A 25,374-nucleotide genomic window follows, 5' to 3' on the forward strand; every position below is an offset into this window, starting at 1 on the left:
TTCGGCTTTCCGGCGAGTCCGACTCTATCAGATCCTTTCGGGCCTGATTCCCAGTCAGAGGGGCTTGTCTTCGCGGCTGTTGGGCCGTTCCGACGAGTGAGACTTTAGCGGATTCCCGGCCCCCGAGCTAATCGGGGTCGCGTTCTTTCGAACGTGGATTCCTCATTTCGCAAACATGCACGTAAATACAGACGACGACCGAGCAGAAGCCAGTCGTCGGGCATTTAAGAGGTCTTGCGGAATGGTTGTCCGGGGGCCGACCGGAGTCGGTGCTCACGGCGGACAACTCGGAGAACACTACGGATGGGCCCAGGGCGTGTCAACTTCGTGCCCCGGGCCCGTACGCAGGTCAGCTGTTGTTGCCGGAGGCCAGTTCGCGGCTGCGGTCGCGGGCCGCTTCGAGGGCGGCGATGAGGGCGGCTCGTACGCCGTGGCTCTCGAGTTCGCGGATCGCGTTGATGGTCGTGCCGGCGGGCGACGTCACGTTCTCGCGGAGCTTGACCGGGTGCTCGCCACTGTCGCGGAGCATCGTGGCGGCGCCGATGGCGGACTGGACGATGAGGTCGTGGGCCTTGTCGCGCGGGAGGCCGAGGAGGATGCCCGCGTCGGTCATGGCCTCCACCAGGTAGAAGAAGTAGGCCGGGCCCGAGCCGGAGAGGGCCGTGCAGGCGTCCTGCTGGGACTCGGGGACGCGGAGGGTCTTGCCGACCGAGCCGAAGAGTTCCTCGGCGTGCGTCAGGTGGGCGCTCGTCGCGTGGGAGCCGGCGGAGATGACGGACATCGCCTCGTCGACCAGGGCCGGGGTGTTCGTCATGACGCGGACCACCGGGGTGCCCTCCGGGAGGCGCTCCTCGAAGAAGGTGGTGGGGATGCCGGCCGCGCCGCTGATCACCAGACAGTCGGAGGGGACGTGCTGGGACAGCTCGTCGAGGAGCGTGCCCATGTCCTGGGGCTTGACCGTGAGGATCAGGGTGTCGGCCTGCTTGGCCGCTTCCTGGTTGGTGACCGGGGTGACGCCGTAGCGGGTGCGGAGTTCCTCGGCGCGCTCGGGGCGGCGGGCCGTGACCATGAGGTCGCTCGGTGCCCAGCCGCCGCGGATCATTCCGCTGAGCAGGGCTTCACCGATCTTGCCCGTGCCGAGTACGGCGACCTTGTGGCGGGTGTGCTGGCTCATGAGCGGGGCCTTCCGTATGCGTCGTCCGTCCGGTGGCATCCTCGCATCGGCCGGGCCCGGCGATACGTGGGTGTCCGGTGGGCGGAACGGCGGCGACGGGTGGGCAGGGCCGGTCAGGCCGTGCGGCGGCGTAGGGTCGCCGCGCCCAGGCCCAGGACCAGGACGGCGCAGCCGACGACGATCCCGACGTCGCGGATATAGGTCGCGGTGAGGTCGGTGTGCTTGAGGACCTCGTTCATGCCGTCGACCGCGTACGACATGGGGAGCACGTTCGAGATTGCCTCGAGGGCCGGCTGCATCTGGTCGCGCGGGGTGAACAGGCCGCAGAGCAGCAGCTGCGGGAAGATCACCGCCGGCATGAACTGGACCGCCTGGAACTCCGATGCCGCGAAGGCCGAGACGAAGAGGCCGAGGGCGGTGCCGAGCAGGGCGTCGAGGAGGGCGACCAGGAGGAGCAGCCAGGCCGACCCGGTGACGTCGAGGTCCAGGACCCAGAGGGCGAGGCCCGTGGCGAGGATCGACTGGACGACGGCCACGGTGCCGAAGGCGAGCGCGTAGCCGCCGATCAGGTCGGCCTTGCCGAGCGGCATGGACAGGAGGCGTTCCAGGGTGCCGCTGGTGCGTTCGCGGAGGGTGGCGATGGAGGTCACCAGGAACATCGTGATCAGCGGGAAGATGCCGAGGAGTGAGGCGCCGATGGAGTTGAAGGTGGCCTGGTTGCCGTCGAATACGTAGCGGAGAAGGAAGAGCATCACGCACGGGACGAGCAGCATCAGGGCGATCGAGCGCGGGTCGTGGCGGAGCTGGCGCAGGACGCGGAGCGCGGTGGCGGTGGTGCGGTACGTGTTCATGGCGGGCTTCCTGGGGCGTAGGTGGGGGCGTTGAGCGGTGTGGGTGGTGGCGTTGAACGTTGCTCGGTGCGTCAGTGGTTGGTGTGCGCCGCGTTTGCCTGGTCGACCAGGTGGAGGAAGGCCTCTTCGACGGTTGGTGTGGCGGTGCGCTCGCGGAGGGCGTCGGGGCTGTCGTCGGCGAGGAGTTCGCCCTCGCGCATGAGGAGGAGGCGGTGGCAGCGTTCGGCCTCGTCCATGACGTGGGAGGAGACGAGGATCGTGGTGCCGCGGGCGGCGAGCTCGTGGAAGAGGGTCCACAGGTCACGGCGGAGGACCGGGTCGAGGCCGACGGTCGGCTCGTCGAGGACGAGGAGTTCCGGCGTGCCGAGCAGCGCGACGGCCAGGGAGACGCGGCTGAGCTGGCCGCCGGAGAGGTTTCCGGCGAGGGCATCGGCGTGGGATTCGAGGTCTACGTCGGTGAGGACCCGGTCGACTTCGGTCCGGCGGTGGGCGGCGGCGTTCCTGCCGGGGAGCAGGACGGATGCGAAGTAGGCGAGGTTCTGGCGGATCGTGAGGTCGAGGTAGACGGACGGGGCCTGGGTCACGTAGCCGACGCGGGAGCGCAGCTCGGGGTGGCCCGCGGGGTGGTCGAGGACCGTGAGGGTGCCGGTGACCTTGGCCTGGGTGCCGACGACGGCGCGCATGAGGGTCGACTTGCCGCAGCCGGAGGGGCCGAGCAGGCCGGTGATCTGGCCGCGGGGGACGGTGAAGTTCAGGCTTCGCAGGACGGGGCGGGGGCCGCGGACGGCCGTGAGGTTGGTGGCGGTCACGGCGGGGGGCCTGGCGGTGGGACTGGCGGTGGGACTGGCGGTGTTCATGGCGGGTGGGAGGTCTTTATTCATCATGTGATGAATAATCCTCGGGGTGGGTGGGGGCGTCAAGGTGGGCGGGGAGGGGTGTTGCGGGGGCCGGAGGTGTCGGGCTGGGCTGGGGTGGCGTTGGTCGTTTTCGTTGCGCGGGATCGGGGTTCTGGTGGGCTGTGCCGGGGGCGGTGCCGGTTTGATTTCGTTGCGCGGCACCGTGGAGCCCGGGGCGGCGCCCTTGTTGTTGATGGGTGCGGGTGCCGTGTCTCGCTCCGGCTGTACCGGGGGCTGCTCATCTCCCACCCGCCCGCCCCCTCCGGGGGCTCCAGCCCCGACCGGGGCCGGGGTGTGGTGCCGGGGTCGGTGCCCGTCGTGACGGGTGTGCGGTACCGGGGCTCCGGTCGCTGTGCCGGGGCCGGTGCCCGTGGTTTCCGTTGCGCGGCACCGGGGTGCCGCCTTGCCCACCCTGCCGCCCAAGGCGGCAGATTGCCCAAGGCGGCGGCAGCCCCGACCGCAACGGGCGGGGGACGCGGGGCTGGCGGCGGATTACCCGAGGCGGGGCAGCCCCGACCCCAACGGGTGGGCAGACGGGCTTGCCGGCAGATCGGCCTGAAACGGCGGCAGCCCCGACCGCAACGGGCGAGGGAGTCGGGCGTGCCGGCGGATTCCCCGAGACGGGGCAGCGCCGACCGTAACGGGTGGGCGGATGCCCCGGGCGGTGGAGTGCGGCACCCCGTCGGGCCGACGCCCCCGGAGGGGGCGGGAGGGTGGGAGAAGGGCGGGGAAAACCGGCGCAGGACAGAGCGCGGATCGCCGGAGACCACGGGCGGACCTATTTCGCCGGAGACGACGGGCGGACCTATTGAGCCCCTGCGGCGATTGAGCAGCGGGGACCGGGGCAGAGCCCCGAGACGTGGGAGCGGTCGCCGACTGCGAATCGCCCGGAGCGACGGGTGGGCCGATCACGTTGAGCCGCAGGGACCGGGGCAGAGCCCCGACACGTGGGAGCGGTCGCCGACAGGCTACGCATCAACCCGGAGCGACGGGTGGGCCGATCACGTTGAGCCGCAGGGACCGGCGCAGAGCCCCGACACGTGGGCCGGGTGTGCCAGGCGGCTACGGATCACGCGAGACAGCAGCTGGGCCAATCACGTGCACGCCGCAGGAACCGAAACACGTGGTCAGGCGCCGTCGGGGAAAGGCGTGGGACCCGTGGGGGTCAAGGGCGCTTCTTCTTGGCCGGGTTGCCTGCGCGGCGCGCCGCGCGGCGGGCGTACTGGGCGCGAGCCGTCTCGTACTCCTCGCGACGGAGCTTCTCGCCCGGGGCCTCGACCAGGCAGCGCAGGGCGTAGGCGATCAGGACGCCCACGAAGCCGATCGCCATGAAGCCGCGCAGCGACGCCTGCTTCTCGGGGTCGTGGCGCTCCGTGAAGCCCGTGCGGGTGCGGGCGAAGGCGAGCGCGCTGCAGATCGCGAACATCACGATGAGGAGCAGGTTCACCAGGGACCCGATGTCCGCGATCGCCAAGCCCTCGTAGGCGAATCGGAGGATGAAGCAGCCGGCGACGGCCAGGACGAGCGCGCCCACCCCGACCGCGGCCCGGCGCAGGCCGTAGTTGCCGCTGTGGTCGACCCAGGTCGTGCCGAAGAAGCGGATCTCCTCGGGCTGGGGCCCCGGGGCCGGGGAGGTGCTGGGGGTGCCGGTTTCGTCGCTCACGCCCTCGATTATCGCCGGACCGGGCCGCGGGGCCCGCAGCCCGGTCCCCCGCGCGGCTCAGGCGCAGCGCGGCGCCACGTAGCCGTCACTCCCCGTCTTCACGTAGGTGTCGGAGACGTACTCGCCGACGCCGATGTTGTCCCAGATCCGCGACGTGCCGTACGGGCCCGCGACCGTCTCGCCCGGCTTCTGGCAGAAGATCGGCACCTTCGCGCTCAGCGGCAGCACCCGCACCACGCGGTACTGCGTGCCGGGGCCGCTGCGGACGTTCACGTTGTAGCCCGGGGCCACCGAGTAGTACATCGCCGCTGCCGCCGCTTCCACGGACTGAGCGGGCTGACCGGACCGACCGGACTGACCGGGCTGTTCCTCGAGCGGCATGGCGTGTGGCCCTCCCCCGTTGAAATGTATGTGCTGAGCTGTCGAACACGCAGGCTAGCAAGGCTCGTTCGTACCGTACGAACCACCGGTCGGACCATCGACTAGGCTCCGTGCGTCGCGTGTGCACGGAGATCGCGACGTCATCCACGGGGGTGGACATGCCGTCACACAACAGCTTCGGGACCGGCGCGGAAGCGGAACTCCCGGAGTACGCCGGCCACTACCGGCTCGAGTCCCACCTGGGCACGGGCGGCATGGGCGTCGTGCATCTGGCGCGGTCGGCGGCGGGGCTGCCGCTCGCGGTGAAGGTGGTGCACGCCGAGTTCGCGGAGGACCCCGAGTTCAGGGGGCGGTTCCGGCAGGAGGTCGCGGCAGCGCGGCAGGTCAGCGGGGCCTTCACCGCGCCGGTCGTCGACGCCGACCCCGAGGCCGAACTGCCGTGGATGGCAACGTTGTTCATCCCCGGCCCGACCCTCGCCGAGCACGTCAAGCGGAACGGGCCGCTGGCGCCCGCGCAGCTGCGGCACCTGACGGCCGGCCTCGCGGAGGCACTGCGCGACATCCATCGCGCCGGGGTCGTGCACCGTGATCTGAAGCCGAGCAATGTGCTGCTCGCCGAGGACAGCCCGAAGGTCATCGACTTCGGGATCTCGCGCCCCAAGGACAGTGAACTGCGGACCGAGACAGGGAAGTTGATCGGAACGCCACCCTTCATGGCGCCCGAGCAGTTCCGCCGCCCGCGCGAGGTCGGACCGGCCGCCGACGTGTTCGCACTCGGTTCGCTGCTCGTGCACGCGGCGACCGGACGCGGGCCCTTCGACTCCGACAGCCCCTACCTGGTGGCGTACCAGGTGGTGCACGACGAACCGGATGTGTCCGGTGTGCCCGAGGATCTGGCGCCGCTCGTCCTCGCCTGCCTGGCGAAGGATCCGGAGGAGCGGCCCACGCCGGACGAGCTGATGGCCCGGCTGCGGCACATCTCGGCGCGGTGCGACACGCAGGCGTTCATACCCGCGCAGCGGGAACCGGTCGAAGCCTCCTCCACGGTCAAATCCCCTGGAGTGGCTGCGAGTTCACCGGCTCCGCAGAAGCGCCCCCGCCCCCGCACTCTCATCACCCTCGCCGGTGTCCTCGCCCTGAGCGGCGCGCTCACCGTGCCCCTCCTCTGGGGGAGCGACTCCGGCTCGGGCACCGGCACCCGGACCGCGCCGGCCGGCTCCCCCGCCACGTTCCACCCCTGGCAGCGAAAGCTCGGCTCCGGTTCCGCGCCCGTCTGCTCGTACGGGGCCGGGAGCCTGAACTGCGCCGTGCCCGGTGCGTCGGCCGTGTCGCTGGATCCGCGGGACGGCTCGGTGCGGTGGAAGCGGAAGGCGTCCGGCGGGGCGGGGGACGTAGGCGGGGCGGCGCCCGTGGTGTCGGGAGGGCTGGTGCACGCGCTCACCCCGGACGGCTCCCGGCTCGTCGCGATGGCCGCCGATACGGGGAAGACCCGCTGGTCGATGGATGTGTCGCGGTTCCAGGGCCAGGTGCGCCAGGCGGCGGGCCGTGTACTCCTCGCGGCGCCCGACGGCACGCTCGGCGCGGTCGACAGCGCGACCGGGAGACAGAAGTGGAACCGTCGGCTCCCCGGTTCGGCGACGACCCCGCCCGTTCTCTCGTACGTCGGTGGGGACCTGGCCTACGCGGCGACGCCTGCGTCCGACGGGGCGAACACGCTGGTGAGCGCGGTGGATCCGGAGACGGGTGACGTCCGCTGGCAGCGGAGTTCGCCGAGCACGGCCACCCCGGTCGGTGTGTCCGACGGCGTCGTCTGGTGCACGGAGCGGAACGCGTCGGGCGAGACCGTCGCGCTCGTCGGCCATCGCCTCACGGACGGGGCGGTGGGGGGCCGCGTACGGCTGTCGCTGCCGCTCCCGTCCGCGACGGCGGCGCTGCACGGCGACACGGCGTATCTGCTCGCGGCGGGCGGCGCGCTGGTGGCGCGGGACCTCGCGTCGGGCAAGCAGTTGTGGCGGTCGGAGACCTCGGTGAGCCGGGGCTCCGCGCCCGCCGTCGATGCCGCCTCCGACCGGGTGTACGTATCGGCCCCCGACGGTCGCCTGCTCGCCGTGGACCGGCGTACGGGGCGTCCGGTGGGCCAGACCAGGCCCCGGCCCGCTGGCCGCTCCGACCGGGTGGTGGCCGACATTCCGGCGCCGGTCGTGAACGGCGGGAGGGTGTACGGGAGCGCGCCGGACGGCACCGTATTCGGTGCCGCCACGGCGGACGAACGGTAGGCCCGGTTACCGGTCGAGCTGCGACACGTCGCGGACCGCGCCCGTGTCGGCGCTGGTGGCCATCGCGGCGTAGGCGCGCAGCGCGGCCGAGACCTTGCGCTCGCGGTTCTTGGGGGCGTAGACGCCGCCCAGGGCCTCGCGGCGCGCGGCCAACTCCTCGTCGGAGACCAGGAGTTCGATGCCGCGGTTCGGGATGTCGATGCGCACGCGGTCGCCGTCCTCGACGAGCGCGATGGCGCCACCGGCGGCGGCCTCGGGCGAGGCGTGGCCGATGGACAGGCCCGACGTACCGCCGGAGAAGCGGCCGTCCGTGACGAGCGCGCAGGCCTTTCCGAGGCCGCGGCCCTTCAGGTACGAGGTCGGGTAGAGCATCTCCTGCATGCCGGGGCCGCCCTTGGGGCCCTCGTAGCGGATGACGACGACGTCGCCCTCCTTGATCTGCTTGAGCAGGATCTTCTCGACGGCCTCCTCCTGCGACTCGCAGACGACGGCCGGGCCCTCGAAGGTCCAGATGGACTCGTCGACACCGGCGGTCTTCACGACAGCGCCGTTCTCGGCGAGGTTGCCCTTCAGGACGGCCAGACCGCCGTCCTCCGAGTACGCGTGGGCGACGTCACGGATGCAGCCGCCGGCCGCGTCGGTGTCGAGGGTGTCCCAGCGCTCGGACTGCGAGAAGGCCTCGGCGGAGCGCTTGCAGCCGGGGGCCGCGTGCCACAGCTCGCTCGCCTCCTCGGTCGCCGCGCCGCTGCGGATGTCCCAGTCGTCGAGCCATTCCTTGATGGACGGGGAGTGCACGGTGTGCACGTCCTCGTGGAGCAGCCCGCCGCGGTACAGCTCGCCGAGGATCGCGGGGATGCCGCCGGCGCGGTGCACGTCCTCCATGTAGTACGTGCCGCCGGGCGCCACGTTCGGCGCGACCTTGGACAGGCACGGGACGCGGCGCGAGACGGCGTCCATGTCGGCGAGCATGTAGTCGAGCTCGGCCTCCTGCGCGGCGGCCAGCAGGTGCAGGATCGTGTTGGTGGAGCCGCCCATGGAGATGTCGAGCGCCATCGCATTGTCGAACGCGGCGCGGGTGGCGATGTTGCGCGGCAGGACCGACTCGTCGTCGCCGTCGTAGTACCGCTTGGCGATCTCGACGACCGTTTCGCCCGCCTTCTCGTACAGCGCCTTGCGGGCGGTGTGCGTGGCGAGCACCGAGCCGTTGCCCGGCAGGGAGAGGCCGATGGCCTCGGTCAGGCAGTTCATCGAGTTGGCCGTGAACATGCCGGAGCAGCTGCCGCAGGTCGGGCAGGCGTTCTCCTCGATACGGAGGATGTCCTCGTCCGAGACGCTCTCGTTCACCGCGTCGCTGATCGCGTTGACCAGGTCGAGCTTGCGGACCGTGCCGTCGACCAGCGTCGCCTTGCCGGCCTCCATGGGGCCGCCGGAGACGAAGACGGTCGGGATGTTGAGCCGCAGGGCCGCGTTCAGCATGCCGGGCGTGATCTTGTCGCAGTTCGAGATGCAGATCAGCGCGTCCGCGCAGTGCGCCTCGACCATGTACTCCACCGAGTCCGCGATCAGGTCGCGGGAGGGCAGGGAGTACAGCATGCCGCCGTGGCCCATCGCGATGCCGTCGTCGACGGCGATCGTGTTGAACTCGCGGGCGATGCCGCCCGCGGCCGTGATGGCCTCACTGACGATGCGGCCCACGGGCGACAGGTGCGTGTGACCGGGCACGAACTCGGTGAACGAGTTGGCGACCGCGACGATCGGCTTCCGGCCGATGTCCGCACCGGGTACACCGGAGGCACGCATAAGGGCGCGTGCGCCCGCCATGTTGCGGCCGTGGGTGACTGTGCGGGACCTCAGCTCGGGCATCGTCGCTCGCTCCTTCAGAGGGATATCAGACTGGCTCCCGAGAGTACGCCGCCGATCCAAACGCTGGACAGGCTGTCCGAATGCCGGGACATCCGTCTCACGTAGTGCTACGGAGGGGCGGCCTCACCGGCCGGTACGGAAGGGGCCGGCTCGGGCTCACGGGCCGGTCAGGTGCAACTGCACCACGGGGGCGATCCGCGCGATGATCCGCTCCGGGTCCGCGGAGGCGATGGGCTCCACCCGCATCACGTAACGGACCATCGCGGTGCCCATGAGCTGCGCGGCGGCCAGCGAGACCCGCAGCTCGGCCTCGTCCTTGGGCAGGTCGAGCCGCTGGGCGATGCTCGCGAGCAGCCGGGAGGCGACGAGCCGGCGCAGGACGCCCGCGGCCACGTCGTTGTTCACGGCGGAGCGCAGGATCGCGAGGAGCGGGACCCGCGTCTCGGGCGCCTCCCAGACGCCGAAGAAGAACCGGGTCATACGCTCGCCGACCTCGTCGAGGGGCCCGTCGGCCAGGGCGGCGGGGGCCTTGAGGGCCGGGGCGAGCGCCACCTCGATCGACGCGGCGAACACCTGCTCCTTGGTGCCGAAGTAGTGGTGCACCAGGGCCGAGTCCACCCCGGCGGCCTTGGCGATGCCGCGCACCGATGCCTTGTCGTAGCCGCGCTCGGCGAACTCCTCGCGGGCGACGTCCAGGATCCGCTCCCGGGCGCCGGGGCCCTCGGTGCGCGGAGGCCGTCCCCGGCGGCGTGCGGACTCGGTCATGAACGCGGCACCCGCGCGGCAGACGCCAGGTGCAGGCGGGCGAAGGCGAGGGCCTCCGCCAGATCGGCCTCGCGTTCGGCGCTGGACATGGCGCGGCGCGTATTGACCTCGATGACGACGTGCCCGTCGAATCCGTTCACGGCGAGGCGGTCAAGGAGTTCGGCGCAGGGCTGGGTGCCGCGGCCGGGCACCAGGTGCTCGTCCTTGCCTGAGCCGCCGCCGTCGGCGAGGTGGACGTGGCCGAGCCGGTCTCCCATGCGGTCGATCATCTGCATCGCGTCGGTGCGTGCCGTCGCGGTGTGGCTGAGGTCGACCGTGAAGTGCCGGTAGTCGTCCTTGGTCACGTCCCAGTCGGGGGCGTACGCGAGCATCTCGCGGTCCCGGTAGCGCCACGGGTACATGTTTTCGACGGCGAACCGCACATCCGTCTCGCCCGCCATCCGCCAGATCCCCTGTACGAAGTCCCGGGCGTACTGGCGCTGCCAGCGGAAGGGGGGGTGTACGACCACGGTCGACGCCCCGAGCTTCTCGGCGGCGGCCCGTGCGCGCTGGAGCTTCACCCACGGGTCCGTCGACCACACGCGCTGCGTGATCAGCAGACATGGCGCGTGGACGGCGAGGATCGGGATGCGGTGGTAGTCGGAGAGGCGGCGCAGGGCCTCTATGTCCTGGCTGACGGGATCGGTCCAGACCATGACCTCTACGCCGTCGTAGCCCAGGCGCGCGGCGATCTCGAAGGCCGTCGCCGTCGACTCCGGGTACACGGAGGCCGTGGACAGCGCGACCTTCGCATCCGGGATGCGCACCACTGGTTCTGCCACGGGGACAGGGTACGGGGCGCCGCTTTGTGGCGGGCGCCCACCCGATGGATCACGCCTCCCGTTCCGTGGCGGTCGCCCGCTCCCACGCCTCGGGGCGCTGCCCCGGACCCCGCTGCTCAATCGCCGCAGGGGCTTAATATGCGCGGCTCCGTCTGCCCTGTCGCCTTGGGCAATCTGCCGCCTTGGGCGGCAGGGTGGGCAAGGCGGCGCCCCGGTGCAGCGTGCCCATGACGGCGGCCCCCGCCCCGAGGCCCTGGTCTCACGCCGGAGGCAAATGGTCCAGGCGGCGGAGGATGACGCCCTCGCGGAGGGCCCAGGGGCAGATTTCGACGGTTTCCACGGCGAAGAGGTCCATCGCGCCCTCCGCCACCAGCGCTCCGGCGAGCAGTTGGCCGGCCCGGCCCTCGGAGACGCCGGGCAGCTCGGAGCGCTCCTCCACGGTCATCGCGGCGAGCCGCGGCACCCAGTCCTCCAGGGACTTCCGCTTCAACTCCCGTTGGACGTAGAGGCCTTCCGCGGAGCGCGCCGCCCCGGCGAGGCGTGCCAGTTGCTTGAACGTCTTCGACGTGGCCACGACGTGGTCCGGCGCCCCGAACCGGGCGAACTCCCCGACCGTGCGCGCGATCTGCGCCCGCACATGCCGCCGCAGCGCCTTCACATCGTCCGGATTCGCCGGGTCCCCGGGCAGCCACCCGGCCGTCAGCCGGCCCGCCCCGAGCGGCAGCGACACCGCGGCGTCCGGTTCCTCGTCGATGCCGTACGCGATCTCCAGGGAGCCGCCGCCGATGTCGAGCACCAACAGCCTGCCCGCCGACCAGCCGAACCAGCGCCGCGCCGCCAGGAACGTGAGCCGCGCCTCTTCCTCGCCGCTGAGCACCCGCAGTTCGACGCCCGTGTCGTCCTTGACACGCGCGAGGACGTCGTCGGCGTTGCTGGCCTCGCGCACCGCCGAGGTCGCGAACGGAAGCAGGTCCTCGACGCCCTTGTCCTCGGCTGCCTCCAGCGCCTCTCTGACCGTCCTGATCAGCAGTTCGACACCGTCGGGGCCGATCGCCCCGCGGTCGTCGAGGAGTTGGGCGAGCCGCAGTTCGGCCTTGTGCGAGTGCGCGGGCAGCGGGCGGGCACCGGGGTGTGCGTCCACCACCAGCAGATGGACCGTATTCGAACCCACGTCGAGGACACCGAGTCTCATATAGGGAACGCTACTGCTCCATGCGGCTTGCCCGTCCGGGAAGGTCCCGACGAAGGCGTCAACGCCTTTACTCTGGAGCGGTGCCAAAGACGAAAAAGGCCAAGGCCGACAAGAGCGACAAGAAGACGAAGTCGGCAGAGCAGGAGCTGAAGGAGCCGAAGGGCCGGCAGAAGGACCTCCAGAAGCAATCGAAGCAGCGGGCCAAGGCGGACGAGAAGCCGATCGACTTCCCGCGCGCGTGGGTCGAGTTCCCGGATCCGGCGGACGACGAGCAGATCTTCCGCTGCGATCTGACATGGCTGACCTCTCGTTGGAGCTGCATCTTCGGCAGCGGCTGCCAGGGCATCCAGGCGGGCCGCGCCGACGACGGCTGCTGCACGCTCGGCGCGCACTTCTCCGACGAGGACGACGAGAAGCGGGTCGCGGAGAACGTGGCACGCCTCACGCCGGACATCTGGCAGCACCACGACATCGGCACCGAGACCGGCTGGGTGTCGACGGACGAGGACGGCGAGCGCCAGACCCGCCCGTACGAGGGCTCGTGCATCTTCCAGAACCGGCCGGGCTTCAAGGGCGGCGCGGGCTGCTCGCTGCACATCCTGGCGCTCAAGGAGGGCCGCGAGCCCCTGGAGACGAAGCCGGACGTCTGCTGGCAGCTTCCGGTCCGCCGTACGTACGAGTGGATCGAGCGGCCCGACGACACCAAGGTGCTCCAGGTCTCGATCGGTGAGTACGACCGCCGTGGCTGGGGTCCGGGCGGCCATGACCTGCACTGGTGGTGCACGTCGGCGACCTCGGCGCACGGCGCGGGCGACCCGGTCTACGTCAGTTACGGTCCCGAGCTCACGGAGCTGATGGGCAAGGCCGGCTACGAGAAGCTGGTCGAGCTGTGCGAGGAGCGTCTCGCGGCCGCACCCAAGGGACTCCCGCTCATCGCCCCGCACCCGGCCGACCCGGCGTAACGCACACATCCGGAAGTCCGGGGACGGGCGGTCAGGGAGTCCCTGACGGCGAGCCCGTCCCGGACCCTCCGGTCCCTGAGGGCGACGCCGTGTCGGACGGGGGCGCCGAGTCGGTGGGCTCGGGGTCGCTCGGGCTCGGCGTCGAGCTCTCGGTCGGATCCGGCGTCGGATCGGGCGAGGTGTGCGTCGGCGTGGGCGTCGGGTGGGACGGGGACGAGGGGACGGAATGGGACGGCGAGGGCCGGGAGGTACCGCCGCCGCCACCGGAGCCGGAACCCCCGTACCCCTCAAGGGAGATGACCGCACCGGAGGGGTCGATCCCGACGTGCGCCGTCCAGTGCCCGCGCGGCTCCCGGTACGCGTCCACGTAGACGTGGATCGTGAGCGACTCGCCGGGGCGCAGCGTTCCCGAGGCCTGGCTCAGATACAGCCATGACGCGTCCGTGGAGGCCGTCCAGTCGACGGGCGAGCGGCCCGACGCGGTGAGCGTGATCGCCGTCGAGTTCCCGCTGGGCTGTGCCTCCACGGTGATGCGGCCGGGGCCGCGCCCCGCGCGCGTGGGCGGCGATGTGACCTCTACGGAGACGTCGGGTGAGCGGCTGCCCTTGGTGAAGCTCGGGTCGGGGCTCGTCCGCGCGTTCCCCGCGTTCTCGTACGCGCCGCCGGTCCGCTCGCCGTCGAGGCTGTCCGCCGTGCCGTCCTCGCTGGCCGTCACGGAGCGGCCGTCGGCGGCCTCGCCGGTCAGCGGAGCGCCTCGGTAGGCGGCCCACAGGGCGAGCACCGGGGCGGCGACGACGGTGGCGACCACGGTCGTCGTCACGGCACGCGAGCGCAGCCGGTCGCGGCGGGCCGCCCGGTCCTTGGGGTCCATCGGGTAGCCGCGCCGGTCGAAGCGCGGGGCGCCGGGGTGCCGGCCGTGCATCGCGAAGTGCAGGGCGGGGCGCGGGGCCTCCACGAGCGGCAGTGCGGCGGGCGTCACCGAGGTGCCGGGCCAGGCGCGGGGCGCGGCGCGCTCGGCGGTGCGGCGGCAGCGCGGACAGTCGTCGACGTGCCGGACCAGCTCGCGGCGCAGGGCGGCCGAGAGCAGCACCTGGTTGTCCCCGGTGAGGCGGGCGACGCTGGGGCAGGTGCCGGTCTCGACGACGGCGAGCGCGGCGCGGGTCCGCTCGACCTCGCAGGCCGCGGCCGAGAGCAGCTCGCGGGTGCCGGTGGGGTCGGTGCCGAGGACGGCGGCGACCTCGCGGGGCGACAGCTGGTGGCGCACGGCCAGCTCCAGGGCCTCGCGCTGCTCCGGGGTCGTGCCCGCGGCTTCCGGCCAGGCGAGCTGGGCGAGCTGCCGCCTGCGCTCCTCCTGGAGGAGACCGTCCTGGGGCCGGCCGTCGCGGGACCGGCTGTCCTCCTGTGCGCTCTGACGCCGCCGATTGGCCTCGGCCAGACGGCGCAGGCAGGACCAGCGGGCCAGCGCGTAGAGCCAGGCCCTGCGCTCGGCGGGCGAGTCGCCGGCCGGGGCGCGGGAGCCGCGCCGCTCGGCGAGCGCGAGGGCGTCGCCGAGCGCCGAGGTCGCCTCGTCGTGATCGCAGAGGACGGAGAGGCAGTAGGTGAACAGGCCGTCCAGACAGGACTCGTAGCGGGCAGGCGGGCGCTGCGGGGCGGTGCGCGGCTCCTGCCGCCTCGCCCCGGGGCGGTGCGCCCGGTGTGCGCCGGTGGTCTGTGTGGGAGTTTCCGGCCTGCTGCTCATCACCGTGCGACCGTAGGCGCACCACGAGGGGGCTTCCTCCCCCTTGAGCACATTTAATCCTTACGGGTGAAACGATCCCTCAAAAGAGGACAGGAACCCGTCATTCCGTGGCCAGCGCGGCTACGCGGGGCGACCGCCGACGGCACGCGCACGCCGTGTCGTCGGTCCCGCAACGTCCTGCAACGTCCCGCAGCGGCACACCCTCGCCGTGTTGTCAGTCCTGCCCGCTACGGTTCCGTTCATGGCTGCCCGTACCAAATCCAAGGACCGTCCGTCCTACCGCTGCACCGAGTGCGGCTGGCAGACGGCCAAGTGGCTGGGCCGCTGCCCCGAGTGCCAGGCGTGGGGGACGGTCGACGAGTACGGCGCGCCCGCCGTGCGCACCACCGCACCGGGCCGCGTCGCCACGTCTGCGCTGCCCATCGGCCAGGTCGACGGCACGCAGGCGACGGCCCGGTCCACCGGCGTGCCCGAGCTGGACCGGGTGCTCGGCGGCGGCCTGGTACCCGGCGCCGTGGTGCTGGTCGCGGGCGAGCCCGGCGTCGGCAAGTCCACACTGCTGCTCGACGTGGCGGCGAAGTCGGCCGGCGAGGAGCACAAGACCCTCTACGTGACGGGCGAGGAGTCGGCCTCACAGGTGCGCCTGCGCGCCGACCGCATCCACGCGATCGACGACCACCTGTACCTGGCCGCCGAGACCGATCTGGCCACCGTCCTCGGCCACTTGGACGCGGTGAAGCCTTCGCTGCTCATCCTGGACTCCGTACAGACGATCGCGTCCGGGGAGATCGACGGGGCGCCCGGTGGCGTGTCCCAGGTCCGCGAGGTGGCCGGGGCGCTCATCCGCGCCTCCAAGGAGCGCGGCATGTCCACGCTCCTGGTCGGCCACGTCACCAAGGAGGGCACGATCGCGGGCCCGCGCCTCCTGGAGCACCTGGTCGACGTCGTCCTGAGCTTCGAGGGCGACCGGCACGCGCGCCTGCGTCTCGTACGCGGCGTCAAGAACCGCTACGGGACGACGGACGAGGTCGGCTGCTTCGAGCTGCACGACGAGGGCATCACGGGCCTCGCCGACCCGAGCGGCCTGTTCCTGACCCGGCGTGACGAGCCGGTGCCCGGCACCTGCCTGACCGTCACCCTGGAGGGCCGCCGCCCGCTGGTCGCCGAGGTCCAGGCGCTCACGGTCGACTCCCAGATCCCCTCCCCGCGCCGCACCACGTCCGGCCTGGAGACCTCCCGCGTCTCGATGATGCTGGCCGTGCTCGAACAGCGCGGGAAGATCAGCGCGTTGGGCAAGCGGGACATCTACTCCGCGACGGTCGGCGGGGTGAAGCTCTCCGAACCGGCCGCCGATCTGGCCGTCGCGCTGGCCCTCGCCTCCGCGGCGAGCGACACCCCGCTCCCCAAGAACCTTGTGGCGATCGGAGAAGTGGGCCTCGCGGGCGAGGTCAGGCGGGTCACGGGCGTGCAGCGCCGGCTCGCCGAGGCGCACCGGCTCGGGTTCACACACGCGCTGGTCCCGACCGATCCGGGAAAGATCCCGGCCGGTATGAAGGTCCTGGAAGTCGCCGATATAGGGGATGCTCTGCGGGTGCTGCCGAAGGGTCGTCGGCGAGACGCCCCACGGGAGCCGGAGCAGCGCCGGTAGACTTTGCCCTGGTCTCGCCCGTGCGTGCGAACGCGAGGGACGGAGACCCCGAGCCCCAGGGCACCCCAAAGTCTGCGATCCGGAGGAGTGCAGTGGCAGCCAATGACCGGGCGGCAGCTCCCGGCAAGTCCGGCGGAAGCTCCGGTGCGGACCGTCTCATGCGCGCCGCGCTGAGCGCCGTCGCGCCCGGAACCGCCCTGCGCGACGGCCTGGAGCGCATCCTCCGTGGCAACACCGGAGGCCTGATCGTCCTCGGCTCCGACAAGACGGTCGAGTCGATGTGCACAGGCGGCTTCATCCTCGACGTGGAGTTCACGGCCACGCGCCTGCGCGAGCTGTGCAAGCTCGACGGCGGCATCGTGGTCTCCTCGAACCTCGACAAGATCCTGCGGGCCGGCGTCCAGTTGGTGCCGGACCCGACGATCCCCACGGAGGAGACCGGCACCCGGCACCGCACGGCGGACCGGGTTTCCAAGCAGGTCGGCTACACCGTCGTCTCGGTCTCCCAGTCGATGCGCCTGATCGCGCTGTACGTGGACGGGCAGCGCCGCGTCCTGGAGGACTCGGCGGCGATCCTGTCCCGCGCGAACCAGGCCCTCGCGACCCTGGAGCGCTACAAGCTGCGCCTCGACGAGGTGGCGGGCACGCTCTCCGCCCTGGAGATCGAGGACCTGGTCACGGTCCGGGACGTCTCGGCGGTCGCGCAGCGCCTGGAGATGGTGCGCCGTATCGCCACGGAGATCGCCGAGTACGTGGTGGAGTTGGGCACGGACGGCCGGCTTCTGGCGCTGCAGCTCGACGAGTTGATCGCGGGCGTCGAGCCGGAGCGCGAACTGGTCGCGCGGGACTACGTTCCCGAGCCCACCGCCAAGCGCTCGCGCACGGTCGCGGAGGCGCTGGTCGAGCTGGACGCGCTCAGCCACGCGGAACTGCTCGAACTGCCGATAGTGGCACGGGCCCTTGGCTACACCGGCTCCCCCGAGGCGCTCGACTCCGCGGTGTCCCCGCGCGGGTTCCGGCTCCTGGCCAAGGTGCCGCGCCTCCCCGGCGCGATCATCGACCGGCTCGTGGAGCACTTCGGCGGTCTGCAGAAGCTGCTTGCCGCGAGTGTGGACGACCTGCAGACGGTCGACGGGGTCGGTGAGGCGCGGGCGCGGAGCGTGCGTGAGGGCCTGTCGCGGTTGGCGGAGTCGTCGATCCTCGAGCGTTACGTGTAGCCATATTCAAGCCCCGCTCTTGTGACGAGAGCCCGCGGGGTCCGGGGCAGAGCCCCGAGACGCCCAGCCGCAGGGGCTTGATCCGGCTCAGTCTTCCTTGAGGACGAACGACGTCTGCACCTTGGGAAGTTGCGCCGCCTTCACCTCGACCAGATACGTACCCGGCGACGCAGCTCCCGCAGAGGGAGTCGCGCACTGCGGTGCGCTCGGCCGCAGATCCCACGTGTAGTCCCGCTGAACCGTGCCGCCCGCAGGGGCCCGCAGCACCATGCTGCCCGCCCCGGCCGGGCAGTCGTCGGAGGACCAGAACGGCTTGTCGTCCTCCGCCTTGGTGATCGTGACCACCGCCGTCTTCGGCCCGAGGTCGACCTTGCAGGACTTGTCCGCCGTGTTCTTGGCGACGAGCTGGAGCTTCGGCTTGTCCCCGGGCGCGTACGAGTTGTGGACGCTGCGCACCTTCAGGGTCACGCCGCCCGCCGTGCAGTCCGGGAGGCTGGAGCCGGCCGGGACCTGGTCCCCGGAGGACGTGCCCCCGCTGCCGCTGCCGCTGCCACCGCCGCCGTCACCGGAGTCGCCGCCCGCGGCATCGTCCGAGCCGCCGGAGCCCGCACCGGAACCGCCGGAACCCGAGCCCGAACCTGAACCCGAGCCGCCGGAACCGCCCGACTCGTCGCGGCCGCCGGGGTGTTCACTGATCGCGGGCCCCGTGCCGGCGGGCCCCGGCGTGATGGACTCCGTCGGACTCTTGCCGCCGGAGCCGCCGGCGCCGTTGTTCCCACCGCCCCCGCCCAAGGTGACGATCCATACGATCAGCAGCGCGAGCAGCGCCACCACGGACAGCAGAACAACCCTCCGTCGCCAATAGATGGAGGAGGGAAGCGGCCCGATCGGATTGCGCAGAGATCCCACGCCCCAAACCTTACGAGAGATCGGGCCGTTGTCCGGTCCCACCCGCCGCCTCTGTCCCCAAGTTTTCCGGATCATCATCACGCGCGGGCCGCCGAACGGGCTCCCGGACCCCTGTCGATCGTCAGGTGGGGCCGACGACCATCGCCGGATGTGGCAGGCCTTGGGTATTGCATACTGTCCGTCACCATGGGAACCATCGACTCCGACCTGTATCGCGGCATCACCGATTTCGCCCACGACACCCCTTCGTGGTTTCAGCACCTCATGGAGGTGTGGACGGAACTGGGTCTGCTGCTGTTCGTCGTGCTCTTCGTCGTCGCCTGGTGGCGGGCGCGGGCCAACGACCCGAGGGCCTTCGCCGTCGCGGTGCTCGCGCCGCTGGCCACCGCGGTCGCTTACGTGATCAGCGAGGTGGTCAAGTCGGGGATCGACGAGGAGCGGCCCTGCCGCGCCGTCTCGGGCGCCCTGCCGTCCCTGATCGACTGCCCGGTCTACGGGGACTGGTCCTTCCCCTCCAACCACGCCACGATCGCCGCCGCCGCGGCCGTGGGCCTCGCGCTGGCCTGGCCGAAGGTGGGCTGGCTGACCGTGCCGATGGCGATCCTCATGGCGTTCTCGCGCGTCTTCGTGGGCGTGCACTATCCGCACGACGTCGCGGTGGGCCTGCTGCTCGGCACGCTGGTCGCGTTCCTCGTCGTACGCCTTCTGACGCGGCCGGGAGCGCGGGTGACCGAGGCGATGCGGGGGTCGGGGAACGGGCTCGTGCGGTGGTTCGCCGGACCGGGTCCCTCCGGGGCCGGGCACGGCTCGACGCCCGGAGCCCGCTCGCGGCGCGGCTCGCACCGGCGCTGAACCTTCTGCGTCTTCTGCTGACGCTATCGGCGGCAGAGGGGGACATGCCCCCCTCTGCCGATCGTCAGGTCCCGCTCCATCACGGCTGCCCGTACGGACCGCTTCCAGAGCGGAGCCCCGCCCGGCCACCCGGCCCACGCCTCGGGGCTCTGCCCCGGTCCCCGCGGCTCAACGTGATCGGCCCACCCGTCGCTCCGGGCGATTCGCAGCCGGCGCACCCGGCCCACGTCTCGGGGCTCTGCCCCGGTCCCCGCGGCTCAACGTGATCGGCCCACCCGTCGCTCCGGGTTGATCCGTAGCCTGTCGGCGGACTGTGCCCACGCCTCGGGGCTCTGCGCCGGTCCCTGCGGCTCAACGTGATCGGCCCACCCGTCGCTCCGGGCGATTCGCAGTCGGCGACCGCTCCCACGTGTCGGGGCTCTGCCCCGGTCCCCGCTGCTCAATCGCCGCAGGGGCTCAATAGGTCCACCCGTCGTCTCCGGCGAAATAGGTCCGCCCGTGGTCTCCGGCGAACTGCGCTCTGCCCTGCGACTGTTTTCCCCGCCCTTCTCCCACCGCCCGCCCCCTCCGGGGGCGTCGGCCCCACGGGGTGCCGCACTCCACCGCTCGGGGCATCCGCCCACCCGTTGCGGTCGGCGCTGCCCCGCCTCGGGGAATCCGCCGGCACGCCCGCGTCCCGACCCGTTGCGGTCGGGGCTGCCGCCGCTTCAGGCCGATCTGCCGGCAAGCCCGTCTGCCCACCCTTGGCGGTCGGGACCACCGTTGTGGGCAATCCGCCGGCAAGCCCCCCTTCCCACCCTTGGCGGACGGGGCTGCCCCGCCCAGGCGATCCGCCGGCAACCCCGCCTGCCCACCCCTTGGCGGACGGGGCTGCCCCGCCTCGGGTAATCCGCCGCCAGCCCCGCGTCCCCCGCCCGTTGCGGTCGGGGCTGCCGCCGCCTTGGGCAATCTGCCGCCTTGGGCGGCAGGGTGGGCAAGGCGGCACCCCAGTGCCGCGCAACGGAAACGACGGGCACCGGCCCCGGTACAGCCCGCCGGAACCCCGGTACCGCACACCCGTCACGACGAGCACCGGCCACGGCACCACACCCTGGCCCCGGTCGGGGCTGGAGCCCCCGGAGGGGGCGGGCGGGTGGGAGATGAGCAGACCCCGGTACAGCCGGAGCGAGGTGCGGTGCCCGCGCCCATCAACACGGGCGCCCACCCCGGGCCCCCGGTACCGCGCAACGAAAACCACGGGTGCCGCCCCGGCCCGGCCCCCGGTGCCGCGCAACAGAACCGCCCCCGGTACCGCGCAACAGACCCGCCCCCGCCCACCACGCTCCCCCGCCCCGGCCCCCGTACATGGCAGGATCGGACGTGCCATGACTGCGCTCACGAAGAACCCCGAGAACGCCGATCTGCACGCACCGGTCATCGACTGGTTCACCGAGCACGCCCGCGACCTCCCCTGGCGCCGCCGCGACGCGGGCCCGTGGGGCGTGATGGTCAGCGAGTTCATGCTCCAGCAGACCCCGGTCAACCGCGTGCTCCCGGTGTACGAGCAGTGGCTCGCCCGCTGGCCCCGCCCCGCCGACCTCGCCGCCGAGGCGCCCGGCGAGGCCGTCCGCGCCTGGGGCCGGCTCGGCTACCCGCGCCGCGCCCTGCGCCTGCACGGCGCCGCCGTCGCCATAACGGAACGCCACGGCGGCGACGTACCCACCGGCCACGCGCAGCTCCTCGCGCTGCCGGGCATCGGCGAGTACACGGCGGCCGCCGTCGCCTCGTTCGCGTACGGGCAGCGGCACGCGGTGCTCGACACGAACGTGCGCCGCGTGTTCGCCCGCGCCGTGGCCGGCGTGCAGTACCCGCCGAACGCGACGACCGCCGCCGAGCGGAAGCTCGCCCGCGCGCTGCTGCCCGAGGAGGAGGACACCGCCGCCAAGTGGGCCGCCGCCTCCATGGAGTTGGGCGCCCTGGTGTGCACCGCCAAGAACGAGGAGTGCCACCGCTGCCCGATCGCCGCGATGTGCTCGTGGCGGCTCGCGGGCAAGCCCGCGCACGAGGGCCCGCCGCGGCGCGGCCAGACGTACGCGGGCACGGACCGCCAGGTGCGCGGCAAGCTGCTCGCCGTGCTGCGGGACGCCGTCGAACCGGTGCCGCAGGCGGTGCTCGACCAGGTCTGGGACGAGCCGGTGCAGCGGGCCAGGGCCCTGGACGGCCTGGTCGACGACGGCCTGGTGGAGCCGCTCGCGGGCGGTCTGTACCGGCTTCCGCTGGGCTGAGACCGGCGTTCCGGGGGCCGCGGCTCCCTTCGTTACACAACCGACGGGTAGTCGTGCGTTGGCCGCTGGCCGGAACGGACAACGCCGTGACAACTCCTCCGTAACTTCTTCCTCGTAACCGCACACAACCTGTGCGGACCACGGGGATTGCGGGAAGCGGGAGGCAGTTGATCATGGCGCACGCCGGTGAGGTGCTCGGGTTCGAAGATTACGTGCGGACGCGGCAGGACGCCCTGTTGCGCAGCGCCCGGCGTCTCGTGCCCGACCCGGTCGACGCCCAGGACCTGCTGCAGACCGCGCTCGTACGGACGTACGGACGCTGGGACGGCATAGCGGACAAGCGCCTGGCCGACGCGTATCTGCGCCGCGTCATGATCAACACGCGGACCGAGTGGTGGCGGGCGCGCAAGCTGGAGGAAGTGCCCACCGAGCAGCTCCCGGAGTCCTCGGTCGACGACTCGACGGAGCAGCACGCGAACCGCGCCCTGCTGATGGACGTCATGAAGGTGCTCGCTCCGAAGCAGCGCAGCGTCGTGGTGCTGAGACACTGGGAGCAGATGTCCACAGAGGAGACGGCCGCCGCTCTCGGAATGTCGGCCGGAACCGTGAAGAGCACGCTGCACCGGGCCCTCGCCCGGCTCCGTGAGGAGCTGGAGAAGCGGGAGCGCGAGGAACTGGCCGGCCGCGCGCTCGAACGTGAGGAGCGGGAGCGTTGCGCGGCCTAGGCACACGTGCCTCTGGGATTCGTACGTCCCTGATACAGGGACGTTCCGCCCTGATGCGGGGCGTGAAGGCGGGGAGCGCGGCGATCGCCGGGCTCGCCGCCATCGGGCTGTTCGCCGGCGTCCTCGCGGCATGCTCGACCGGAGGCACCGGCGCCCGTGACGAGGGCCCGGCCCGCACGGACCCGGTCGGGTCGACGGCGGCGGGCAGCGCGAGCCCCTCGGCCTCCGCCTCACCGAGCGCCCCGAGCTCCGCCGAAGCGGTGCGGATGGTGAAGAAGGACCCGAAGGTCGGCGCGGACATCAAGCGCGACCTGAAGCCGTGCGTGGCGGACGAGTACCCGGTCGACGTGAGCTACGGAACGCTGACCGGCAGCTCCCGGAGCGACGTCGTGGTCAACGTGATGACCTGCGGGGACGCGGTCGGCATCGGCACGTACGTGTATCGCGACGAGGGCGGCACGTACAAGAATGTGTTCAAGGACGAAGAGCCCCCGGTGTACGCGGAGATCGACCGGGGTGATCTCGTGGTCACCAAGCAGGTGTACGAGAAGGGCGACTCGGTCGCCTCACCGTCGGGCGAGGAGATCCTCACGTACCGGTGGGGCGGGCACGGTTTCGCCCAGGAGAGCCGCACGCACAACGATTACAGCAACGCGGTGGACGGGGAGAGCCCGGCGCCTTCGGACGACGGCGGCTGATCCGTGTGGTGAAGAGCCACGTGGTGGAGGAGAGATCGGATGGCAGGCATGGGCGGTGAGCGCAAGGGCGAGCCGACGCACGTCCTCTTCGTCGAGGACGACGACGTCATCCGCGAGGCCACCCAGCTCGCCCTGGAGCGCGACGGTTTCGTGGTGACCGCGATGCCGGACGGGCTCGCGGGCCTGGAGGCGTTCCGGTCGGACCGGCCGGACATCGCGCTGCTCGACGTGATGGTGCCGGGGCTGGACGGGGTCTCCCTGTGCCGCCGCATCCGCGACGAGTCGACGGTTCCGGTGATCATGCTCTCCGCGCGCGCGGACTCCATCGACGTCGTGCTCGGCCTGGAGGCGGGGGCCGACGACTACGTGACGAAGCCGTTCGACGGGGCGGTGCTCGTGGCCCGGATCCGCGCCGTGCTGCGCCGCTTCGGGCACGCGGGCGGCGCGGCGGCGGCCGTCGGCGCGGCCGAGGAGAGCCCCGCGCCCGACCACGGGGCGCTGCACTTCGGCGACCTGGACATCGACACGGACGGCATGGAGGTCAGGAAGGCCGGGCAGCCGGTGGCCCTGACGCCCACCGAGATGCGCCTGCTGCTCGAGTTCTCCTCCGCGCCGGGCTCCGTACTGTCCCGCGACAAGCTCCTGGAGCGCGTGTGGGACTACGGCTGGGGCGGTGACACCCGCGTCGTCGACGTCCATGTGCAGCGGCTGCGTACGAAGATCGGCCAGGACCGGATCGAGACGGTCCGCGGCTTCGGCTACAAGCTCAAGGCCTGACCGGGCTGATGGGACAACGCATATGAGGAGGGGCACGACAGGACCTGCGCCGACGGCCGCGGCTGGGGCGCAGGGCGCCACGGGTGGAGCGGGTACGGCGGGTACGGCGGGCGCCTCGGGCGCAGCAGGTACCACCGGGGCTGCGGGCGGCGCGAGTGCCGACGCCGGCGCGGTCGGCGGTGCGTGGAAGTCCGCCCGCTCCTGGATCCCGCACGGTCTGCGGACCGGCGTGCGCTGGAAGATCAGCGTGGCCATCGCCTTCGTGGGCGCGCTCGTCGCCGTGGCCCTCAGCCTCGTCGTGCACAACGCGGCCCGCGTCTCCATGCTGGACAACGCGCGGGACGTGCAGGACGAGCGGATCCAGTTCGTGCAGCGGCAGTACGAGGCGCGCGGCGGCAATCTGCCCGTCGGCTTCAAGGTGGACGACCCGGCGCTCCCGCACGATCTGCGCGCGAAGACCCGGGACGGCCGCCGTGTCACCTACGTGTCGGAGTCGGCCAGCGGCGTGCCCGACATCTGGGCCGCGGTCCCGCTCGGCAACGGCGGGATCCTCTCGGTGCACACCCGGTTCGCCGACCGCAGCGCCACCGTGATGAAGGACCTCGACAAGGCGCTGCTCATCGGTTCGATCTCCGTCGTGCTCGGCGGCAGCGCGCTCGGCGTCCTCATCGGCGGTCAGCTCTCCCGGCGTCTGCGCAAGGCGGCGAGCGCGGCCCGCGATGTCGCGGCCGGTCAGAGCGATGTCCGCGTCCGGCGCGCCATCGGCGGTGTCGTACTCGACGAGACGGACGATCTCGCGCAGGCCGTCGACGCGATGGCCGACGCCCTGAAGCAGCGCCTGGAGGCCGAGCGCCGGGTCACCGCGGACATCGCGCACGAGCTGCGCACGCCGGTCACCGGTCTGCTCACCGCGGCCGAACTGCTGCCTCCCGGGCGGCCCAGCGAACTCGTCAAGGACCGTGCGCAGGCGATGCGTACGCTCGTCGAGGACGTCCTGGAAGTGGCCCGGCTCGACAGCGCCGCCGAGCGGGCCGAGCTGCAGGACATCATGCTCGGCGAGTTCGTGGAGCGCCGGATCGCGGCCCGCGCGGGCGACGGCGTCAGCGTCCACGTGATCCACGAGTCCGAGGTGACGACGGACCCGCGGCGCCTGGAGCGCATCCTCCTCAACCTGCTGGCCAACGCCTCCAAGCACGCCCGTCCGCCCATCGAGGTCAGTGTCGAGGGCCGGGTGCTCCGGGTGCGCGACCACGGGCCCGGTTTCCCGGAGGAGCTCCTGGAGGAGGGGCCGAGCCGCTTCCGTACCGGCGCGGCGGACCGCGCGGGGCACGGTCACGGCCTCGGTCTGACGATCGCGGCGGGCCAGGCCCGGGTGCTCGGGGCCCGGCTCACGTTCCGCAACATCCGCCCGCAGGGGGCGGACCACGATGCCCCCGCGGAGGGGGCCGTGGCCGTGCTGTGGCTGCCGGAACACGCTCCGACGAACACGGGAAGCTTCCCGATGGTGCGGCTGCCGGACCTATGAAGCCCCTGCGGCGATTGAGGAGCGGGGTCTGGGGCGGAGCCCCAGAGCGGGTGCCGGTGCCGGTGAGTTGCGGTCTGGGGGGGGGGGGGGGGGGGGGGGGGGGGGGGGGGGGGGGGGGGGGGGGGGGGGGGGCGGCCCCCCCCCGCGCCCGCCCCCCCGCCCGCGCCCCCCCCCCCC

21 protein-coding genes are annotated in these 25,374 nt (G+C 72.2%); 10 read left to right on the top strand and 11 right to left on the bottom strand.

Going from position 1 to position 25,374, the window contains the following annotated elements:
• Positions 1-349: 349 nt before the first annotated feature.
• The 5 genes from proC to ACIRHA_RS39805 form a co-directional block, all read right to left on the bottom strand.
• Positions 350-1,174, bottom strand: a complete 825-nt coding sequence (gene proC / locus ACIRHA_RS39785) for a pyrroline-5-carboxylate reductase (protein WP_403856160.1) — start codon at positions 1,172-1,174, stop codon at positions 350-352.
• A 113-nt stretch (positions 1,175-1,287) separates the two neighbouring features.
• Complete coding sequence (locus tag ACIRHA_RS39790) at positions 1,288-2,025, bottom strand: ABC transporter permease (RefSeq protein ID WP_403856162.1); 738 nt, start codon at positions 2,023-2,025, stop codon at positions 1,288-1,290.
• A 71-nt stretch (positions 2,026-2,096) separates the two neighbouring features.
• Positions 2,097-2,882: an ABC transporter ATP-binding protein gene (locus tag ACIRHA_RS39795; protein ID WP_403856164.1), complete on the bottom strand. Its 786-nt coding sequence runs from the start codon at positions 2,880-2,882 to the stop codon at positions 2,097-2,099.
• A 1,204-nt stretch (positions 2,883-4,086) separates the two neighbouring features.
• Entirely contained in the window at positions 4,087-4,584 is a 498-nt protein-coding gene (locus ACIRHA_RS39800) for an EamA/RhaT family transporter (RefSeq protein ID WP_403856166.1), read from the bottom strand.
• 57 nt (positions 4,585-4,641) lie between these two features.
• Positions 4,642-4,887, bottom strand: a complete 246-nt coding sequence (locus ACIRHA_RS39805; RefSeq protein ID WP_403856347.1) for a peptidase — start codon at positions 4,885-4,887, stop codon at positions 4,642-4,644.
• 236 nt (positions 4,888-5,123) lie between these two features.
• On the opposite strand from ACIRHA_RS39805, the gene ACIRHA_RS39810 reads away from it, so the two are divergent.
• Positions 5,124-7,241 carry a PQQ-binding-like beta-propeller repeat protein gene (locus ACIRHA_RS39810; RefSeq protein WP_403856168.1) on the top strand — a complete coding sequence of 706 codons (2,118 nt, stop codon included), beginning with the start codon at positions 5,124-5,126 and terminating at the stop codon, positions 7,239-7,241.
• 6 nt (positions 7,242-7,247) lie between these two features.
• Here ACIRHA_RS39810 and ilvD read toward each other — a convergent pair whose 3' ends face one another.
• The 4 genes from ilvD to ACIRHA_RS39830 all read right to left on the bottom strand — a co-directional run bounded on the left by ilvD (position 7,248) and on the right by ACIRHA_RS39830 (position 11,882).
• Positions 7,248-9,104: a dihydroxy-acid dehydratase gene (gene ilvD, locus ACIRHA_RS39815; protein WP_403856170.1), complete on the bottom strand. Its 1,857-nt coding sequence runs from the start codon at positions 9,102-9,104 to the stop codon at positions 7,248-7,250.
• Between the two features lie 156 nt (positions 9,105-9,260).
• Entirely contained in the window at positions 9,261-9,869 is a 609-nt protein-coding gene (locus ACIRHA_RS39820) for a TetR family transcriptional regulator (RefSeq protein WP_403856172.1), read from the bottom strand.
• Positions 9,866-10,690 (bottom strand): sugar phosphate isomerase/epimerase, encoded by an 825-nt coding sequence (locus ACIRHA_RS39825; protein WP_266711285.1) that lies wholly within the window; start codon positions 10,688-10,690, stop codon positions 9,866-9,868. The genes ACIRHA_RS39820 and ACIRHA_RS39825 overlap by 4 nt, the downstream gene beginning before the upstream one ends.
• Before the next feature lie 259 nt (positions 10,691-10,949).
• Positions 10,950-11,882 carry a Ppx/GppA family phosphatase gene (locus tag ACIRHA_RS39830; protein ID WP_403856174.1) on the bottom strand — a complete coding sequence of 311 codons (933 nt, stop codon included), beginning with the start codon at positions 11,880-11,882 and terminating at the stop codon, positions 10,950-10,952.
• Between the two features lie 80 nt (positions 11,883-11,962).
• On the opposite strand from ACIRHA_RS39830, the gene ACIRHA_RS39835 reads away from it, so the two are divergent.
• The gene (locus ACIRHA_RS39835) at positions 11,963-12,844 is read left to right on the top strand and encodes a hypothetical protein (RefSeq protein WP_403856176.1); all 882 of its coding nucleotides are present in this window, start codon (positions 11,963-11,965) and stop codon (positions 12,842-12,844) included.
• A gap of 31 nt (positions 12,845-12,875) precedes the next feature.
• Here ACIRHA_RS39835 and ACIRHA_RS39840 read toward each other — a convergent pair whose 3' ends face one another.
• Positions 12,876-14,582 carry a hypothetical protein gene (locus ACIRHA_RS39840; RefSeq protein WP_403856178.1) on the bottom strand — a complete coding sequence of 569 codons (1,707 nt, stop codon included), beginning with the start codon at positions 14,580-14,582 and terminating at the stop codon, positions 12,876-12,878.
• Positions 14,583-14,823: 241 nt separating this feature from the next.
• On the opposite strand from ACIRHA_RS39840, the gene radA reads away from it, so the two are divergent.
• Together radA and disA are read left to right on the top strand one after the other, a co-directional pair.
• On the top strand, positions 14,824-16,230 hold the full coding sequence (gene radA, locus ACIRHA_RS39845) for a DNA repair protein RadA (RefSeq protein ID WP_403856180.1): 1,407 nt from the start codon (positions 14,824-14,826) through the stop codon (positions 16,228-16,230).
• A 92-nt stretch (positions 16,231-16,322) separates the two neighbouring features.
• A complete protein-coding gene (gene disA, locus ACIRHA_RS39850) occupies positions 16,323-17,447 on the top strand; it encodes a DNA integrity scanning diadenylate cyclase DisA (RefSeq protein ID WP_403856182.1) in 1,125 nt (374 codons plus the stop codon).
• A gap of 87 nt (positions 17,448-17,534) precedes the next feature.
• Here the strand turns inward: disA and ACIRHA_RS39855 are convergent, their stop codons facing one another.
• On the bottom strand, positions 17,535-18,356 hold the full coding sequence (locus ACIRHA_RS39855) for a hypothetical protein (protein WP_403856184.1): 822 nt from the start codon (positions 18,354-18,356) through the stop codon (positions 17,535-17,537).
• A gap of 186 nt (positions 18,357-18,542) precedes the next feature.
• Between ACIRHA_RS39855 and ACIRHA_RS39860 the strand changes: the two genes are divergently transcribed.
• The 6 genes from ACIRHA_RS39860 to cseC all read left to right on the top strand — a co-directional run bounded on the left by ACIRHA_RS39860 (position 18,543) and on the right by cseC (position 25,197).
• Positions 18,543-19,208 (top strand): phosphatase PAP2 family protein, encoded by a 666-nt coding sequence (locus tag ACIRHA_RS39860; protein WP_403856186.1) that lies wholly within the window; start codon positions 18,543-18,545, stop codon positions 19,206-19,208.
• A gap of 1,364 nt (positions 19,209-20,572) precedes the next feature.
• The gene (locus ACIRHA_RS39865) at positions 20,573-21,472 is read left to right on the top strand and encodes an A/G-specific adenine glycosylase (RefSeq protein WP_403856188.1); all 900 of its coding nucleotides are present in this window, start codon (positions 20,573-20,575) and stop codon (positions 21,470-21,472) included.
• Positions 21,473-21,645: 173 nt separating this feature from the next.
• Positions 21,646-22,197, top strand: a complete 552-nt coding sequence (locus tag ACIRHA_RS39870) for a SigE family RNA polymerase sigma factor (RefSeq protein WP_403856189.1) — start codon at positions 21,646-21,648, stop codon at positions 22,195-22,197.
• A 53-nt stretch (positions 22,198-22,250) separates the two neighbouring features.
• Positions 22,251-22,895 (top strand): hypothetical protein, encoded by a 645-nt coding sequence (locus ACIRHA_RS39875; RefSeq protein WP_403856191.1) that lies wholly within the window; start codon positions 22,251-22,253, stop codon positions 22,893-22,895.
• Positions 22,896-22,943: 48 nt separating this feature from the next.
• On the top strand, positions 22,944-23,672 hold the full coding sequence (gene cseB, locus ACIRHA_RS39880; protein WP_403856349.1) for a two-component system response regulator CseB: 729 nt from the start codon (positions 22,944-22,946) through the stop codon (positions 23,670-23,672).
• Positions 23,673-23,694: 22 nt separating this feature from the next.
• Complete coding sequence (gene cseC, locus ACIRHA_RS39885) at positions 23,695-25,197, top strand: two-component system sensor histidine kinase CseC (RefSeq protein ID WP_403856193.1); 1,503 nt, start codon at positions 23,695-23,697, stop codon at positions 25,195-25,197.
• The last annotated feature ends 177 nt before the right edge of the window (positions 25,198-25,374 follow it).

Source organism: Streptomyces sp. NPDC102360, assembly GCF_044766085.1.
Classification (GTDB): Bacteria; Actinomycetota; Actinomycetes; order Streptomycetales; family Streptomycetaceae; genus Streptomyces.